Origin of the sequence: Propionibacterium australiense, from assembly GCF_003666605.1 — a bacterium.
Taxonomy (GTDB): Bacteria; Actinomycetota; Actinomycetes; order Propionibacteriales; family Propionibacteriaceae; genus Propionibacterium; species Propionibacterium australiense.
Map to the genome: position 1 here is coordinate 17,597 of NZ_RCIV01000004.1, position 17,196 is coordinate 34,792.

The 17,196-nt window shown below is 70.6% G+C and carries 14 protein-coding genes; 9 read left to right on the top strand and 5 right to left on the bottom strand.

Annotation, left to right across the window (positions count from 1 at the left end; genetic code table 11):
* Positions 1–80: 80 nt before the first annotated feature.
* Positions 81–1,067 carry a malate dehydrogenase gene (locus D9T14_RS04835; protein ID WP_119161275.1) on the bottom strand — a complete coding sequence of 329 codons (987 nt, stop codon included), beginning with the start codon at positions 1,065–1,067 and terminating at the stop codon, positions 81–83.
* A 249-nt stretch (positions 1,068–1,316) separates the two neighbouring features.
* On the opposite strand from D9T14_RS04835, the gene D9T14_RS04840 reads away from it, so the two are divergent.
* The 6 genes from D9T14_RS04840 to D9T14_RS04865 all read left to right on the top strand — a co-directional run bounded on the left by D9T14_RS04840 (position 1,317) and on the right by D9T14_RS04865 (position 7,627).
* On the top strand, positions 1,317–2,531 hold the full coding sequence (locus D9T14_RS04840) for an NADP-dependent isocitrate dehydrogenase (RefSeq protein ID WP_119161160.1): 1,215 nt from the start codon (positions 1,317–1,319) through the stop codon (positions 2,529–2,531).
* 149 nt (positions 2,532–2,680) lie between these two features.
* Entirely contained in the window at positions 2,681–4,156 is a 1,476-nt protein-coding gene (locus D9T14_RS04845; RefSeq protein ID WP_119161161.1) for a hemolysin family protein, read from the top strand.
* Complete coding sequence (locus D9T14_RS04850) at positions 4,153–5,418, top strand: phosphotransferase (RefSeq protein WP_119161162.1); 1,266 nt, start codon at positions 4,153–4,155, stop codon at positions 5,416–5,418. The genes D9T14_RS04845 and D9T14_RS04850 overlap by 4 nt, the downstream gene beginning before the upstream one ends.
* Positions 5,419–5,662: 244 nt before the next feature.
* Positions 5,663–6,076, top strand: coding sequence for a GntR family transcriptional regulator (locus D9T14_RS04855; RefSeq protein ID WP_119161163.1), 414 nt, complete (start codon positions 5,663–5,665; stop codon positions 6,074–6,076).
* Positions 6,066–6,812 carry an ABC transporter ATP-binding protein gene (locus D9T14_RS04860; RefSeq protein ID WP_232012288.1) on the top strand — a complete coding sequence of 249 codons (747 nt, stop codon included), beginning with the start codon at positions 6,066–6,068 and terminating at the stop codon, positions 6,810–6,812. The genes D9T14_RS04855 and D9T14_RS04860 overlap by 11 nt, the downstream gene beginning before the upstream one ends.
* The gene (locus D9T14_RS04865) at positions 6,812–7,627 is read left to right on the top strand and encodes a hypothetical protein (RefSeq protein WP_119161165.1); all 816 of its coding nucleotides are present in this window, start codon (positions 6,812–6,814) and stop codon (positions 7,625–7,627) included. Before D9T14_RS04860 ends, D9T14_RS04865 begins: the two co-directional genes overlap by 1 nt.
* A 58-nt stretch (positions 7,628–7,685) precedes the next feature.
* On the opposite strand, the gene D9T14_RS04870 is transcribed toward D9T14_RS04865, so the two are convergent.
* Entirely contained in the window at positions 7,686–8,558 is an 873-nt protein-coding gene (locus D9T14_RS04870) for a DUF2510 domain-containing protein (RefSeq protein ID WP_119161166.1), read from the bottom strand.
* A gap of 73 nt (positions 8,559–8,631) precedes the next feature.
* On the bottom strand, positions 8,632–10,116 hold the full coding sequence (putP, locus tag D9T14_RS04875; protein WP_119161276.1) for a sodium/proline symporter PutP: 1,485 nt from the start codon (positions 10,114–10,116) through the stop codon (positions 8,632–8,634).
* Positions 10,117–10,289: 173 nt separating this feature from the next.
* Here putP and D9T14_RS04880 point away from each other — a divergent pair, with 173 nt between their 5' ends.
* On the top strand, positions 10,290–11,213 hold the full coding sequence (locus D9T14_RS04880; RefSeq protein WP_119161167.1) for a ribonuclease HI family protein: 924 nt from the start codon (positions 10,290–10,292) through the stop codon (positions 11,211–11,213).
* A 22-nt stretch (positions 11,214–11,235) separates the two neighbouring features.
* On the opposite strand, the gene D9T14_RS04885 is transcribed toward D9T14_RS04880, so the two are convergent.
* On the bottom strand, positions 11,236–12,156 hold the full coding sequence (locus D9T14_RS04885) for an enoyl-CoA hydratase/isomerase family protein (RefSeq protein ID WP_170175726.1): 921 nt from the start codon (positions 12,154–12,156) through the stop codon (positions 11,236–11,238).
* A 237-nt stretch (positions 12,157–12,393) separates the two neighbouring features.
* Between D9T14_RS04885 and metG the strand changes: the two genes are divergently transcribed.
* A complete protein-coding gene (gene metG / locus D9T14_RS04890; RefSeq protein WP_119161277.1) occupies positions 12,394–14,187 on the top strand; it encodes a methionine--tRNA ligase in 1,794 nt (597 codons plus the stop codon).
* 125 nt (positions 14,188–14,312) lie between these two features.
* Positions 14,313–15,218, top strand: a complete 906-nt coding sequence (locus D9T14_RS04895; protein ID WP_119161169.1) for a Sir2 family NAD-dependent protein deacetylase — start codon at positions 14,313–14,315, stop codon at positions 15,216–15,218.
* A gap of 21 nt (positions 15,219–15,239) precedes the next feature.
* On the opposite strand, the gene D9T14_RS04900 is transcribed toward D9T14_RS04895, so the two are convergent.
* A complete protein-coding gene (locus D9T14_RS04900; protein WP_119161170.1) occupies positions 15,240–17,054 on the bottom strand; it encodes a DUF2207 domain-containing protein in 1,815 nt (604 codons plus the stop codon).
* Between the last annotated feature and the right edge of the window lie 142 nt (positions 17,055–17,196).

The following is a 17,196-nucleotide window of genomic DNA, read 5'->3' on the forward strand; positions in this document are numbered from 1 at the left end:
ACGGCGTGACCGCCCCACGACGCGGACCGGCGGGCCGCCCCAGGGGACGGCCCGCCGATGCGGTCGATGAGATCAGCGGATCAGATGAGCCCGAGTTCGCGCACGGCGCCCTGCTCGGTCTGCAGCTCCTCGACGGTCTCGGCGATCTTCTGCTTGCCGAAGTCGTTGATCTCCAGGCCCTGGACGATCTCGTACGCGCCGTCGGTGACAGTGACGGGGAACGAGGAGATGAGGCCCTCGGGCACGCCGTAGGAGCCGTCGGAGACGACGGACATCGAGACCCAGTCGTTCTCGGGCGTGCCGTACACCCAGTCGCGCATGGCCTCGACGGTCGCATTGGCGGCGGAGGCGGCCGAGGAGGCGCCGCGGGCCTTGATGACGGCGCCACCGCGCTTGGCGACGGTGGGGATGTACTCGTTCTCGTACCAGGCCTGGTCGTTGACCAGGTCGTAGGCGCACCTGCCGCCGACCTTCGCGTTGAACAGGTCGGGGTACTGGGTGTTGGAGTGGTTGCCCCAAATGGTCATGTTGGTGATCTCGCCGACGTTGACGCCGAGCTTCTTCGCCAGCTGAGTCTTGGCGCGGTTGTGGTCGAGACGGGTCAGGGCGCTGAACCGCTCGTTCGGGATGTCGGGCGCGTTGTGCATGGCGATGAGCGCGTTGGTGTTGGCCGGGTTGCCGGTGATGAGCACCTTCACGTCGGAGGCGGCCACCTTGTTGAGGGCGGCGCCCTGCGCGGTGAAGATCTTGCCGTTGGCGCTCAGCAGATCGCTGCGGTCCATGCCCTCCTTGCGGGGCATGGCGCCGACGAGCATGACCAGGTTGGCGCCGTCGAAGACCTTCTCGGGATCGTCGCCGATCTCGACGCCGGCGAGATTCGGGAATGCGCAGTCGTCCAGCTCCATGACGACGCCCTCGAGGCGCGGCAGAGCCGGGGTGATCTCGAGCAGGCGGAGTTCGACCGGTGTGTCGCCGAGCAGCGAGCCGGAGGCGATGCGGAACAAGAGGCTGTAGCAGATCTGGCCGGCGGCGCCGGTGACGGCCACCTTGACGGGTGTAGTGCTCAAGAGATTCTCCTCGTCCATGAGTAGGTGAGTTAACGCCGACACTACCGCCTGGAATCCTTCTCATGAACGGCAGGGGGCCGTTCATTCTGCGGCTGCGGCCAGATCGATCTCGTCACCCGTGCGGGTTCGTGTCCCGATGCGCCGTCGCCGTGATGCGTACCGCTCCGGCCCAGTGCGTGGTCCAGGGCGACGAGGGGCGGTCCCGTCGGATATCTTCACTTCGACAGAATCCACTCGGAAGGCGCAGCAATGGGCAAGATCAAGGTCGTGGGCACCGTCGTCGAACTCGACGGCGACGAGATGACCCGTGTCATCTGGCAGTTCATCAAGGATCGCCTGATCCTGCCGTACCTCGACGTCAACCTCGAGTACTACGACCTGGGCATCACCAGCCGTGACGCCACCGACGACCAGATCACCGTCGACGCGGCCCAGGCGATCAGGAAGCACGGTGTCGGTGTCAAGTGCGCCACCATCACCCCCGACGAGGCCCGCGTGGCCGAGTTCGGCCTGAAGAAGATGTGGCCCTCGCCCAATGGCACGATCCGCAACATCCTGGGCGGCACGATCTTCCGTGAGCCCATCGTAATCTCGAACATCCCGCGGCTGGTGCCCGGCTGGACCAAGCCGATCGTCGTCGCCAGGCACGCCTTCGGCGACCAGTACAAGGCCACCGACTTCCGTGTACCCGGCGTCGGTCGGCTCACCGTCACCTTCACCCCCGAGGACGACTCCGCGCCCATCGAGCACGTCGTCTACGACTACCCGGGTCCCGGTGTCGCCCAGGTGCAGTACAACCTGGACGAGTCCATCGAGGGCTTCGCGCGCGCCTGCTTCAACTACGGTCTGCAGCGCGGCTACCCGGTGTACCTGTCCACCAAGAACACGATCCTCAAGGCCTACGACGGCCGCTTCAAGGACGTCTTCGCCCGCGTCTTCGACGAGGAGTACAAGGACCGCTTCGCCGCCGCCGGACTGGCCTACGAGCACCGCCTCATCGACGACATGGTCGCCAGCGCCCTCAAGTGGGAGGGCGGTTACGTGTGGGCCTGCAAGAACTACGACGGCGACGTCCAGTCCGACACCGTCGCCCAGGGCTTCGGCTCCCTCGGCCTCATGACCTCGGTCCTCATGACCCCGGACGGCCGCACCGTGGAGGCCGAGGCCGCCCACGGCACCGTCACCCGTCACTTCCGCGCCCACCAGCGAGGCGAGGCCACCAGCACCAATCCGATCGCCTCGATCTTCGCGTGGACCGGCGGGCTGAAGCACCGCGGCGTCCTCGACGGCACCCCCGAGGTCACCGATTTCGCCAGGACCCTCGAGCAGGTCTGCGTCCAGACCGTCGAGTCCGGGCGGATGACCAAGGACCTGGCGCTGCTCGTCGGCGGGGACCAGCCCTATCTGACCACCGAGCAGTTCCTCGCCGCCCTCGACGAGGGCCTTGCCAGGGCAAGGGCCTGAGCCCGGGATCCGCCCTCGACTGCCGGAGGGCGGATATCCTGAACACGTGAGCCAGCTGCGCACCCGAAGCGCCTCCCCCGAGGCCGGCCCTGACCCGGAGGGTCACAGTCCGGCTCGCCCTGCCATCGGCCCTGCGGGGGGATGCTGACATGCCGCTGTGGGCGTCGATCGGACTCATCCTCCTGCTGTTCTTCATCGGTGGTGTCTTCTCCGCCGCCGAGATGGCTCTCGTCTCCCTGCGCGAGAGCCAGATCACCGCGCTCGCCAGGCGCGGCAGCCGGGGCCGGGCCGTCGAGCAGCTGACGGGCAATCCCAACCGCTTCCTGTCCGCCGTCCAGATCGGCGTGACGCTGGCCGGCTTCCTGTCCTCGGCGTTCGGCTCGGACTCGCTCGCGGGGGAGTGGGTGGCCCCGCTGTTCGCGAGCTGGGGCCTCGGCCAGCCCGCCGCCAGGGTGCTGGCCGTCATCGTCGTCACCGCACTCATCTCGTTCGGCTCCATCGTCATCAGCGAACTGTTCAGCAAGCGCCTGGCCCTCCAGCGTCCCGAGGCGATCGCCCTGGCCCTGGCGCCCTTCATCAACGGGATCGCCCGTTTCTTCCGCCCCCTCATCTGGGCGCTGGGTTTCTGCACCAACCTGCTCGTGCGCCTGGCCGGCATGGACCCCGATACCAGCAAGGAGGCGGTCAGCGACGAGGAGCTCCGCGCCATGCTCATCAACGCGAACTCGCTGGGTGCCGATCAGAAGCACATCGTCGACGAGGTCTTCAGTGCCGGTGAGCACTCGATCCGCGAGGTCATGGTGCCCCGTACCGAGGTCGAGTTCCTGCCCGGTGACATGACCGTCGAGGATGTCATGGCCAGGGTGCAGAACTCCCCGCACAGCCGCTATCCGGTCATCGACGGCGCACCCGACAAGGTGCTTGGTTTTCTGCACGTGCGCGATCTGATGGGTCCGGCCGCCAACGCTCCCGGCACCAGACTGCACCGCATCGTCCGCCCGGTGCTCCGCCTGCCCGAGACCGTGCGCGTGCCGCGGGCCCTGTCCGACATGCGCCGCGCCCACTCCCACCTGGCCATCGTCCAGGACGAGTACGGCGGCACCGCAGGCATCGTCACTCTCGAGGACCTCGTCGAGGAACTCATCGGTGACATCACCGACGAGTACGACGTCATCGACCCCGAGATCCGCCGGCACCGCCTGGACCGCGACATCGACGGCATGACCACACTCGAGGACTTCGCGGACATCACCGGCCATCTGCTGCCCGAGGGGCCCTACGACACCCTGGCCGGCTACTTCATGGCCCGCTACGGGGCGATCCCGGAGGTCGGCGAGACGATCACCGTCGCCCTCGCACGAGCCGCCGCCGGGGCCGACGAGAACGTACCGGAGGACCTGGTGCAGATGCGGGTCACCCAGATGGACGGACGCCGCATCGCCTGGCTCAGCGTCCAGGCGCTGCCCGCCGAGGACACCCGGATCGGGGAACCCTCCGGCGACCAGGCCGACCGGACCGCCGCCGGCTCGGATCCGGTTGCCCCGGCCTCACAGGCCCGGGAGCGCACCCATCCGGCCACCGAACCCGAGCACGCCGACGACCGGGCCCCGGGCGTGATGCCGTGATACTCGACAGGTCAGCTCCCCATGCCGGCGCCTCGGTACGCGCCGCGCGCGAGGATGCCCGCATCGTTGCCGAGCTGACCGGGCCGGGGGGCATCGGGCTCGTCTCCGCCGTGCTGGCCGCCCGCGGTCACGAGATGGCGGGCGCCAGGCTCGACCACGTCGACCACGAGCCCGGCAGGGCGCTCACCGTCACCTACCAGGCGCAGATCGCCGGCGGCGAGGGCCGTACCGAACTCGTCGGCATCACCGCCCGTCCCGGCGGCCCGGCCCCCCAGGACACCGGCGCCCAGATCTTCGAACGCCACGGTCACCGCGTCGCCACCTGGATCTACCCCGACGACCCTGACCTGCCCGGACTGGCCCGTATCACCCGGGCCGGCTCGGCCATCGGCATCCTGGCCCGGCGCGGGCTGATCCCCGGCGCACCGGACCCGGCGCGGCTGACCATCACCGTCGTCAGTTACCGGCCAAGGCGCCGTGCCGTCATCCGCATCGACGTGCTCGGCGGGCCGAGCTACTACGTCAAGGTTCAGGGGCCTGAGCAGCTCAACCGGACCGTCTCCCGCCTGGAGATCCTCACGCGCGGCGGCCTGCCCGTGCCCAGGATCATGGGGATCACCGCCGACCACCTGCTCATCACGGAGGCCCTGCCAGGGCGGCCCATGGCGCGCCTGCTCTTCGAGGCGGTGCCGCAGGTGAGCGGCGAGCAGATCGTCGCGCTGCTCGACGCGCTGCCCGGCGAACTCGCCGCGCTGCCACGACGCGCCGCCTGGGCCGACGCCACGGCCCACTACGCGGGCATCGTCGCGAGCCAGCTGCCCGCCGAGGCCGAACGCCTCGAGGCCATGACCGCGGCCATCGTCGGCGGCAGCACCGGTTCCGGCCACGGCGCCGAGGCCACCCACGGGGACTTCCACGAGGGCCAGGTCCATCTGGCGGATGGCCGGATCGTCGGGCTCCTCGACGTCGACGCCTGCGGGCCGGGCCAGCGGGTGGACGACCTGGCCTGCCTCATCGCCCACCTGTCGACGGTGCAGCGCATGGACCCGGTGCAAACGGCCAGGGTGACCGTGCTGCGCAACGACCTCATGACGGTCTTCGACCGCCGCGTCGACCCCGTCCAGCTGCGCCTGCGGGCCGCCGGGGTGGCCATCTCGCTGGCCACCGGGCCCTATCGCGGCCAGGAGGTCGACTGGCAGGGCCAGACCCGCTACATCCTCGACGCCGCAGAGGCCCTCATCCACGCGGCCGGAGGCCGCTGAGACGAGCCCGGCCGGTCCCGTCCGGCGGCCGTGTCCCCGTTCGTCACGGAGGCGGCGTCCTGCCGGTGAGCCGCCGTCATGCCGTTCGCCGCAGCGGTGGTCGTCACCGCGCCACGGTTTCGTCGTCGTGCCACCGGTCTCGCGGCTGAGCCGCCGGACACCTTGCCACGGATGTATCACTGTATTAAGGTAATGACACAACTGGCGCGGGTTTCCCGGGCCATGGGAATGAGCAGGAGGACTCGTGCAGGTGGACGACACCCGGCCGATCTGGGTTCAACTGGTCGAGGAGTTCCGGCGCCGCATCGTCACTGGCCAGTGGGCGCCGGAGTCACGCGTCCCCAGCGTGCGCGAACTAGCCCAGGAGGCCGGGGTCAACCCGAACACCGTGCAGCGCGCCCTCGCCGAACTCGACCGCGCCGGTCTCACCGCGACGGAGCGCACCTCGGGGCGCTTCGTCACGGCCGATGCCGGTGTCGTCGAGGCGATCCGCCGCGAACTCGCCATGGGGGCAGCCCGGGCCTACCGCGACGACGCGTCGGCCGTCGGCCTCGACCTCGACCGGGCCGTCGACCTGCTCACCGAGTGCTGGCCCGGCGCCTCCGGCGCCGATGCCGGCGACCACGACGACAATCAGGATGACTCCGATGAACACTGACATGACGCACGCACTGGCCATCCCACCGGCCCCGGACGGTTCACCGCCGCTCGTCCACGTCGCGGGCCTGACCAAGTACTACGGCCGCACCCCGGCACTGTCCGGCCTCGACCTCGACCTGCCCGCCGGGCGCATCGTCGGCCTGCTGGGCGCCAACGGCTGCGGCAAGACCACCCTCCTCAAGGTGCTGGCCGGTCTGCTCGCCGACTGGACCGGGGAGGTCGCCATCGACGGTTCGGCGCCCGGCCCCCGGACGAAGGCGCTCGTGTCCTACCTGGGCGACGCCGAGTTCCTCGACCCGGCCCTCAGGCCCGAGCAGGCGATCGAGCTCTACGCTCGGTTCTTCGCCGACTTCGACGCCGACAAGGCCCGCGAGACGGTGCGCTTCTTCGGCCTGCCCGCCGACCGCTCGCTCAAGGAGATGTCCCGGGGCATGGGCCAGAAGCTTCAGATCGCCCTCGTCATGAGCCGGCGCGCCCGCGTCTTCGTGCTCGACGAGCCCATCTCGGGCGTCGACCCGGTGGCCCGCGAGATCATCCTCGACGGCATCCTGCGCGATTTCGACCCCGACGCCCTCATGCTCATCTCCACCCACCTCATCGCCGACGTCGAGGCGATCGTCGACTCGGTCGTCCTCATGCGCGAGGGCGCCGTCCTCATGGCAGACGACGCCGATGACCTGCGCGAACGCCACGGCATGAGCCTGGACGCCTTCTTCCGCAAGGAGTACCGCTGATGTTCACCACGCTTCTCGGCCAGGAGTTCCGCTCCCACGGCCGCACCTGTCTCGTCGTCGTCGGACTGGACGTGCTCACCGGCCTGCTCCTCACCGGGTTCGGCATGCTCCCGGTCCCCGTCCTCGGCCAGTCCTGCGCGACGCTCGCCATGATCACCTTCGGCGCCCTGCCCGTCCCGGTGCTCTGCTACCTCGGCTTCGCCTACTGGCAGACGATGTACGGCCGGCGCGGCTACTTCACCTTCGCCCTGCCGGTGCGCGGCCGGCAGATCTTCGCCGCCAAACTCACCCACGCCGGCATCTGGACCCTGGCCTGCTTCGTCGTCGTCCCGGCCATGCTGTTCCTGCGGGCCTGGCTGCTCGGCCTGCCCGGCGGCGGCACGGCCGGCGACGTGCTGGACACCGTGCGCGGACTGATCGAGGTCACCGGCGCCAGGTTCTTCTGGGCCGGGGTCGCCATCATGATCTTCTCCACGCTGTGTCTTGTCGTCGAGTGCGCGGCGGTCATGAGCATCGGCGCCCGGTCCCGCTGGAACCGGCTCGGTTTCGGCGCACCGGTCATCGGCCTCGTCCTGCTCGAGCTCGTCAACCAGGTGCTGTCCGTGCTGAGCACCTTCCTCGTCCCGGTCGGCGTGGACCTGGTGGAACGCCGGATCGTTCACGGCGACATGGCGACGCCCCTGCTCGAGGCGATCCGCACGAACGGGGATCCCACCGTCATCGGCATCGGGTCGGTGTTCATACCGTTCCTGCTCGCCGTCATCCTGGCGGTCTGGGCGGTCGACTCGATCGAGCACCACACCTCGCTGCGCTGACGCCTCGTGCCGTGGCGGCTGCCGACCGCCCTGGGTCGCGCCCGGTGGTCCGGGGCGGTCAGCCGGCGACGCTCAGCCCGGCGGCGGTCCGGTCGGCGACCGCCAGCAGATCGGTGCGTTCGGCGGGGACCGCCGAGAGGTAGAAACTCGCCGTGCCGGCGACCGCGACGACGATGATGCGGATCATCGAGGCCTCCGTCGCCAGCTTGTCGCTCTTGATCGACAGCGTGGCGTCGACCTGGGTGGCCGGCACGCCGTCGATGCTGATCGAGGTGGTCTGATGCTCGGCGATCGCCGCCGTCACGGACTGGTACAAGACGCTGCCGGGCAGGCACGCCAGCATCTCGAGCGCGGTCTCCTCGGTCGTGGTGACCGCTTCGGGACGCAGCGTGCCGATGGTCTGCTGGGCCACCCAGTTCGGCATGTCGATGCCCAGTCGCGTGTAGTAGGCCCAGCCGGTGTCCGAGTTCGGCACCCGAGACTCGCGGATCGGCCCGGACCAGCCGTCGGGGACGGGCATCGTCAGCCTGCCGGCGGTGAGCGGCCGGTTGCGCGCCGGTGTCGCGTCGGTGGCGCTCATCTGGGTGAGGCACAGCCCGCTGGGGGAGGGGCTCGCCGACGGCGAGGGGCTGCTCATCTCGTCCCAGGGCGTGCCCGAGGCCGCGGCCGTGTTCGTGTCCTCGACGTCCGGGGTACCGCGCCCTCGCCCGAGGAGCACGACGGTGATCACCGCGAGGACCAGCACGGCGATCACGGCGACCACCCATGCGAGGCGCCGTCCCTGGCCGCCGGGGGATCCGCCGCCGGGCGTGCCCTGCCCGCCCGAGGTCTGCTGGCCCCAGGCGGCGCCGTCCCAGTGCCGCAGGCGCCCGGAGGCGGGATCGGCCGGGTCGGGGTACCAGCCGGGTGGGGGTGAGCCGGGCGTGGACATGAGGCCTCCTGACGGGCCGATCTGGTGGGGCTGGCCCGATTGTGTCAGAGAACCGGCCCTTCCGGGCAGGGGCTCAGGTCTCGGCCAGCTCCACGGCGCGGGCGAACTCGGTGTCGACCCCGTCGTCCGGCCGGCGGGTGAGGAGCGAGACGACGACCGCGACGATCAGGTTCGCGCAGAAGCCGGGCAGGATCTCGTACAACTCGAAAATGCCGCCGTAGACGTCGCCGAGGTGGTCCCAGATGAACACGAGGGCGGCGCCGACGATCATGCCGGCCGCCGCGCCGGCGGTGGTCAGCCTGCGCCACCACAGGCTGAGCAGGGTCGTCGGGCCGAAGCCGGCGCCGAAGCCCGCCCAGGCGAAGGCGACGAGACCGAGAATCGTGTCGTTGCGCCCGGCGGCCAGTGCCATGGCGACGAGTGCCACGGCGAGCACGCCGATGCGGCCCGCCCAGACGCCGCCGGTGGGGGAGAGCTGACGGTGGGTGATGCCGCGGTAGAGGTCCTCGACCAGCGCCGAGGAGGTGACGATGAGCTGGCTGGAGATCGTCGACATGACCGCGGCGAGGATCGCGGCGAGCAGGAAGCCGGCGATGAGCGGGTGGAAGAGCAGCTGCGCCAGCGTGATGAAGACCGTCTCGGGGTTGTCCAGGCGGCCGGTGTCGTGCCGGTAGACGGCCACGCCGATGAGGGCGGTGGCGACGGCCCCGAGGTAGGACAGCACCATCCAGCCGATGCCGATGCGGCGGGCGCGGCCGGCCTCGGTCGGCGAGCTGAGCGCCATGAGGCGGACGAGGATGTGCGGCTGGCCGAAGTAGCCCAGCCCCCAGGCCAGCGCAGAGACGATGCCGATGAGGGTGCCGCCGCGGATGAGTGAGGTCAGGTCGGGGTCGACGGCGCGGATCTGGGCGATGGCCGCGCAGGGGCCCCCGACGTGGACGAGGCCGACGATGGGCAGCCCGACGAGGGCGACCACCATCATGAGTCCCTGGACGACGTCGGTCCACGAGACGGCCAGGAATCCCCCGACGAGCGTGTAGCCCACGGTGACGACGGCGACCAGCAGCATGCCCCACATGTAGGGCAGCCCGAAGCTCGACTCGAAGAAGGTGCCGCCGGAGACCATGCCCGAGGAGATGTAGAAGGTGAAGTAGACGAGGATGATGAGGCCCGTCACGATGCGCAGGATGCCGCTGGTGTCGTGCAGGCGGTTGCCGAAGAAGCTCGGGATCGTGATCGAGTTGCGGGCGATCTCGGTGTAGGCGCGCAGCCGCGGGGCGACGATCTTCCAGTTGAGCCAGGCGCCGATGGTCAGGCCGACGCCGATCCAGGCCTCCACCAGGCCCGACGCGTAGACGGCGCCGGGCAGGCCCATGAGCAGCCATCCGCTCATGTCCGCCGCGCCGGCGCTGAGCGCCGAGACGGCCGGGGGCAGACGCCGCCCGCCCAGCATGTAGTCGCCCAGGTCGACGGTCTGGCGGTTGCCCCAGAAACCGATCCACACCATGGCCCCCAGGTAGATGACCATCGCCACGATCTGCCATGCCATGGTGCTCATGCCGGTGCACTCCATCCTGCCGGTCGTCCTCAACGGGCGGACTTAAGCAGAACTGAACACCTGTTTAAGCCCAGGGCAGGGTAGCGCACGACAGGGTTGGGCGTCATACGGGTCCGCTCCTCGGTGCGCGTGAGCCGGCTCGCTTGATCGAGGCCGGCGGGCACAATGGGTGCGTGATCATCGCTGCAGCAGACGGCTCGTCCCTGTCCAATCCCGGCCCGGCGGGCTGGTCCTGGTACATCGACGACGAGCACTGGGCCAGCGGCGGCTGGCCGCGCGGCACCAACAACATGGGTGAGCTCATGGCCGTGCTCGACCTGCTGCGGGCCACGGCCGTCGACGCCGACCAGCCGCTGCGGATCCTGTGCGACTCGCAGTACGTCATCAACTCGGTCACCAAGTGGATGCCCGGCTGGAAGCGCCGGGGCTGGCGGAAGAAGGACGGCAAGCCCGTCCTCAACGTCGAACTGCTCCGGGCCATCGACGAGGCCCTCGAGGGCCGCGACGTGAGCTTCGAATGGGTCAAGGGCCACGCCGGGCACCGGATGAACGAGGCGGCCGATGCCCGCGCCAGGGCGGCGGCCACCGCCTACCAGCAGCACCGCGAGCCCGATCCCGGTCCCGGCTACCGGCCGGGTGCCCCGGGCGGTGGCTCAGGGCGAGCCATGGCCGCGGCGAGCGTGCTGGGCGCCCCGGATCCCGTCGCCGCCGAGCCCGATCTGTTCAGCGAGCCCCCGCGGGCCCGCGACGATCTGGCCGAGGTCTGGGACGCCGAACGCAGCCTGCTCACCGCCTCCGTCAGATCCGACCAGGACCTGCTGCGCGTACTGCTGCACCCCGACTTCGTCGAGCACGACGCGAACGGCCGCATCTGGACCCGCAGCCGTCTCATCGCCCAGATCGCCCCCCTCGAACGAGAGACCCGGCTGGAGCCACTGGGCGCCACCCGGCTGGGCCCCGACGCCGTGCTGCTGCGCTGGCGCGCCACCACCCGGACCGCGTCGAGCCTGCGCAGTTCGGTCTGGGTGCGCGACGACGCGCTCGGGCGGCCGCGCTGGCGCCTGCTCTTCGCGCAGGGCACCGCCACCAGGTCCTGAGCCGGCCTGCAGCGAGCCCGGCTCAGCCGACGATCGCCCGCACGCGGTCCGGGTCGACGTCCTCGACGCGCGCATGCGCGAAGTGCGGGTCGCGGTCCTTGTCGACGAGCTGGGCGCGCACGCCCTCGACGAAGTCGCAGTCGGGCAGCAGGCCGCGGGCGATCCGCAGGTCCTGGTCGAGTGTCTCGGCCGGGTCGGCCAGCGCGGCCGCGCGGCGCACCGCGGCCAGCGACACGCACACCGACAACGGCGACTTGGACCGGATCTGGCGGGCCGCCTCACGGGCCCGCTCGTCGCCGCTGGCCTCGAGCCGCGCGAGGATCGCGACCGGGTCGTCGCCGGCGAAGCACTCGTCCACCCAGCCCAGGTCGAGCACCGGTGGGGCGTCCATGCCCTCCACCTCGTCGACCAGACCCAGCCCGTAGGCGGTGGCCGCGTCGATCGTCAGGCCGGTCATGGCCAGCCACGCGCCCGCCTGCCCCGGGAGCCGGGAGAGTTCCCAGGTCATGCCGACGTCGGGCCACAGGCCGATCTGGACCTCGGGCATCGCCATGGCCAGGTCGGCGGATGCGACACGGCGGGTGCCGTGCATCGACAGGCCCAGCCCGCCGCCCATCGAGACGCCGTGCAGGTGTGCGGTGACGGGCTTGCCGAAGCCGGCGACGATCTTGTCGGTGGCGTACTCGAGGGCCAGGAACTCCAGTGCCGGCGCCACGCCGCCGTCGAGCATCATCTGGCGCATGGCGCGCACGTCGGCGCCCGCGCAGAAACCCCGGCCCTCGCCGTACAGGTGCAGGGCGCTGATGGCCGGGTCCTCGCGCCAGGCGGTCAGCTGCGGGGCGATCGCCTGGAACATCTCGGTGGACAGGGCGTTGAGCGCCCTCGGCCGGTTCAGGCGCAGGACGGCAGTGCCGTCGTTGACCTCGAACACGACATCGTTCATGTGACCTCCTGGGGCCGGGACGGGCCGCTGGGCGGTCCGCGGGGACGGTCCGAGACTATCGGTTCGCGCACGGCTCCTGCATGCCCGACGTGTCACGTACCGCAGGCGCGGGGCCATCCCGCCGGGTGCGGACGGGCCGCACCCGGTGACCGCATGCCGTGGGGCGGTGCCGGGGCGGGCGAGCGCGCGGTTGGGCGGGCGCGCGGAGGCAGGGCCGCTCCTACTATCCTTGGCCGCATGTGCGCCCATATTCTCGCCACTGCTGCCTGGCCCTACGCCAACGGACCCCGCCACATCGGGCACGTGTCCGGGTTCGGCGTCCCCTCCGACGTCTTCGCGCGCTACATGCGCATGGCGGGCCACCAGGTGCTGCTGGTGTCCGGCTCGGACGAGCACGGCACGGCGATCCAGGTGAAGGCCGAGGCCGAGGGCATGACACCCCAGCAGACCGCCGACAAGTACCACGGCATCATCGTCGAGGACCTGGCCGGCCTGGGGCTCAGCTATGACCTGTACACCCGCACCACGACCCTCAACCACCAGGCGGTCGTGCAGGAGATCTTCCGCACCCTCCACGAGAACGGCTACATCATCGAGCAGACCCAGCTCGGCGCCATCTCGCCGAGCACCGGCCGCACCCTTGCCGACCGCTACGTCGAGGGCGTCTGCCCGATCTGCGGTTTCGACGGCGCCCGCGGCGACCAGTGCGACAACTGCGGCAACCAGCTCGACCCCACCGACCTCATCTCGCCGCGCAGCCGGATCAACGGAGAGGAGCCGAAGTTCGTCGAGACCACGCACTTCTTCCTCGACCTGCCGGCACTCGCCGACGCCCTCATGGCCTGGCTCGACTCGCGCACCGACTGGCGGCCGAACGTGCTGAACTTCAGCTACAACTTCGCCAAGGAGCTCAAGCCCCGCGCCATCACCCGTGACCTCGACTGGGGCGTCCCGGTGCCAGTCGAGGGCTGGCAGGACGAGGACATGAAACGCATCTACGTGTGGTTCGACGCGGTGATCGGTTACCTGTCGGCCTCCATCGAATGGGCCCGGCGCACCGGCCGGCCCGACGCCTGGAAGGCCTGGTGGCAGGATCCGCAGGCCCGCTCCTACTACTTCATGGGCAAGGACAACATCGTCTTCCACTCGGTCATCTGGCCCTCGATGCTGCTCGGCCTCAACGGCGAGGGCAGCCACGGCGGGGCCCGCAGCGCCGAACTCGGCACGCTCAACCTGCCCACCGAGGTCGTCTCCAGCGAGTTCCTCACGATGAAGGGCTCGAAGGTCGACACGAGCCACGGCGTCGTCATCTACGTCGGCGACTTCATCCGCGAGTTCGGCCCCGACACGCTGCGCTACTACATCGCCGTGGCCGGCCCCGAGAACAAGGACACCGACTTCACCTGGGACGAGTTCGTCCGCCGCAACAACAACGAGCTGGCCAACGAGTGGGGCAACCTCGTCAACCGCTCGATCTCGATGGCCTTCAAGAACAACGGCGCCATCCCCGAGGCCGGCGAACGCACCCAGGTGGACCTGGAACTGCTCGACGCCGCCCAGGACGCCTTCGGCACCGTCGGCGGCCTCATCGAGCAGTGCCGGTTCAAGGCGGCCATCACCGAGGCCATGCGCATCGTGGGGCTGGCCAACCAGTACATCTCCCAGCAGGAGCCCTGGAAGCTCAAGGACGATCCCGCCCGGCGGGACACCGTCCTCAACACCGCACTGCAGGTGGTGCAGGACGCCAACACGCTGCTCACCCCGTTCATGCCGCACGCCGCGCAGAAGATCTTCGAGATGCTGGGCGGCGAAGGCGTCTGGGCCGCTCAGCCCCAGATCAGGCAGGTCACCGAGGGCCAGGGCGAGGCCGAGCACGGTTACCCGGTGCTCATGGGCGACTACGCCAGCCAGCAGGCCGTGTGGGCCTCCCGTCCGGTCGTGCCCGGTACGCCGCTGAGCAAGCCGGTGCCGTTGTTCCGCAAGCTGGACGAGGCGCTCGCCGCCAACGGCCCCGAGTGGGCCCGCATCTGATCGGTCGACTGCCGGCCGGCGGCAGGGCCCCGCGTCGCATTGACCGCGCCCGGCGCACGGGCCATGGTTCGTCGCCCGGTCGCTGCCCGGGGCCGGGCCGCCGGTGCTGCGGCTACCCTGGGGGCGTGACCGATGCACCGACGGCCGGGATCCGGCTCCACGCGCGGCAGGCGACGAGCGGCTGGCAGCCCTCCACCCATGTGCACGGCACCGTGGAGCAGGCCCGCGAACTGCTCGGCGGCCGGCAGGCCGTCGTCCTGACCGGCGCCGGCATGAGCACGGCCTCCGGCGTGCCGGACTACCGGGGGCCCCGTGCGGTGCGCGCCACCCCGATCCTGTACGGAGAGTTCCTCGCCGACCCGGCCACCCGGCGGCGCTACTGGGCCCGCAACTACCGGGGCTGGGCCAGCCTCGACCGCGCCGAGCCGAACGAGGCCCATCACGCGCTGTCCCGCTGGGAGCACCAGGACACGGTCGGCCCGATGATCGGCATCATCAGCCAGAACGTCGACGGCCTGCACGAGGCGGCCGGCAGCCGCCAGCTCATCACCCTGCACGGGCGCAGCGCCGACGTGGTGTGCCTGGGCTGCGGCCGGATCATGGCCCGCCGGGCGCTGCAGGACCGCATGGCCGAACTCAACCCGGCCGTTCCGGCCGCGGACGACGTCGTGCAGGCCGAACTGCGTCCCGACGCGGACGCCGAGGTCGAGGACTGGCAGGACTTCGTCGTCCCCGACTGCCCGTGGTGCGGCGGCCTGCTCAAGCCCGATGTCGTCTTCTTCGGCGAGCCGGTGCCCAGGGCCCGCGTCGTCTCGGCCTTCGCCTGGTGCGACGCCGCCGAGGTGATGCTCGTCGCCGGCTCGAGCCTGACCGTCATGTCGGGCCTGCGTTTCGTCCGGGCGATGGCCCGGGCCGGGAAACCCGTCATCGTCATCAACCACGGGGCGACGAGGGCCGACGAGCTGGCCGCCGTCAGACTGGACGAGCCCCTGACACAGGTGCTGCCGCGGCTGCTCGCCCCGGCGAGCTGAGACGAGCCGGGGACGGATTCCTCACGGGGTGGTGGTGTCCTCGGCGGCGCCCGTCGAGGCGTAGCGCGCGGCCAGGGCCAGCGCGAACGAGAAATCCGTCACCAGGTGGTTGAGCGCCTCGAGTTCGCCCTGGTCACGCCGGGGGGAGGCCGACAGTCCCTCGTACCAGACGAACTTCGGGCGGTAACGGCCCTCGTCGGTGAGTTCCTGGAAGCGGTCGATCCAGGCCTTCGAGACACCGAAGGTGACCGTCCAGGGCAGATAGCGGCCGAAGATGTTGCCCGACTCCACCCAGTCGACGCTGTCGGGGTCGAGGTCGGCCAGGAAGGAGCGGAAACCCAGCGCCTGCTCGCGCACCGCGCTGCCGACCGGCGTGCGCGAGGGCATGAACGGGATGACGGCCAGGATGAGCAGGCCGATCATGGTGATCGCCACCGACCACAGGCCGAGGTCGAGCAGGCCCGCGAAGGGGACGACCGAGAGCAGACCGCTCAGGCCGACGACCGTGCCGATCGCGCGGCAGCGGGTACGCGCCTTGTTGGGCGCCACCCGGAACCAGCCGAGCTCGGTCATGCGCCGTTCGATGCCCTCCATGGTGGTGAGGAAACCGCCCTTGGTGTTGCAGATCTGCTGGGTGCTGGTGACGGTGACGATACGGCCCTTCACCTTGGGGAACATCTTCTTCAGCACGGTCCGCTCGTACAGCTCCAGGGAGCCGGCCTCCTTGGTGGTGCGCCGGAAGGTCCAGGCGTGATCCTCCTCGCGGTGGATCGTCATGAAGCCGCGGACGGCCAGGTCGAGCATCGTCGCGGTGATGTGGGCGAACTCCGGCCTGGCGTCGATGAGCATGCCCACCTCGGCAGGGCGGGCGTCGGGCGGGCAGGACCGCCGTGGTAGGTGGCGGGCGACGCCGCGCACGACCCGGGTGCCCGATGGCGGGGGAATGGTGCCCGGGACCGGACTGGCCCAGCGGTGGTCGCGGCTGGCCAGGATGACATAGGTGAGGACGGCGCCGGCACCGATGACGAGGATCACCACCGCGCCGCCGAGGTCGAGGCCGTCGAGGGCGAAACGGTCCGCCAGGGTCTTGACGATCGTGTACGACTCGTCGACGTCCCGGAAGGAACCCTGCCGGTAGTGCGTCCGGATCGTCAGCGTGTCACCGGCCGCCACGTCCTGCGCCGAGAAACGGGTGACGGTGCCGGCGGTGACCACCTGGCACGTGGCGGCGCCGGTCGATGTGCAGTCGCCGTCGCGCGCATCGGCCGGGGCCACGACGACAGCGGCCAGCCGGCCCCAGGCCGGGCCGTCGTCGAGGACGATCGGCCAGGCGAAGGTGTCCAGCCCGCTGCCAGGAGTGACGAGCCCCGAGACGGTCATCGTGATCGTGTAGTGCTGGACGCCGGTGACCCGCGCGTTGCGGCTGCCGATCCGGTAGAGGCGCTTGTCCAGTGTCCGGTCCGAGCGCAGCTCGGTGCTGGCGCCGGTCGAACTGGTGACGTTCACGTCGGACGTCTCGATCATGCGGTAGCGCCGGTGGCCGTCGTCCTCGTCGGCCTCGACGCGGCGCGGCACCTGGATGACCGGCCCGTCGAGGGGCGTTGTCCCCGCATCGAAGACGAGGTCGATGCGTACCCGCGCGAGGCCCTGCTCGTCCAGCTCGATGCGTTCGTCGACGCTCACGAAACGCCCGGAGGCGGGGTTCGGTGCGGCCGCCGCGCGGGCGGGGGCCGCGGCGAGCAGCACCACGCTCACCAGGAGTACCGAGCACAGGGCGCAGAATGGGCGCGCCCAGCGGGAGCGGGGCGCGCCGCCGCGAGCGGGCAAGACGGTCACGTGGGCAGGTTAGTCGACTCGGGCGGGAGCCGGAAGCCGGGACCGCGGCCCGCTCCCGCAGGAAACCCGACCCTCCACCAGTCGGCGCCGGCGCCGGCGCTGATCCGTTCGGTGCACTGAGGGTCCGCTGTGCGCCATCACG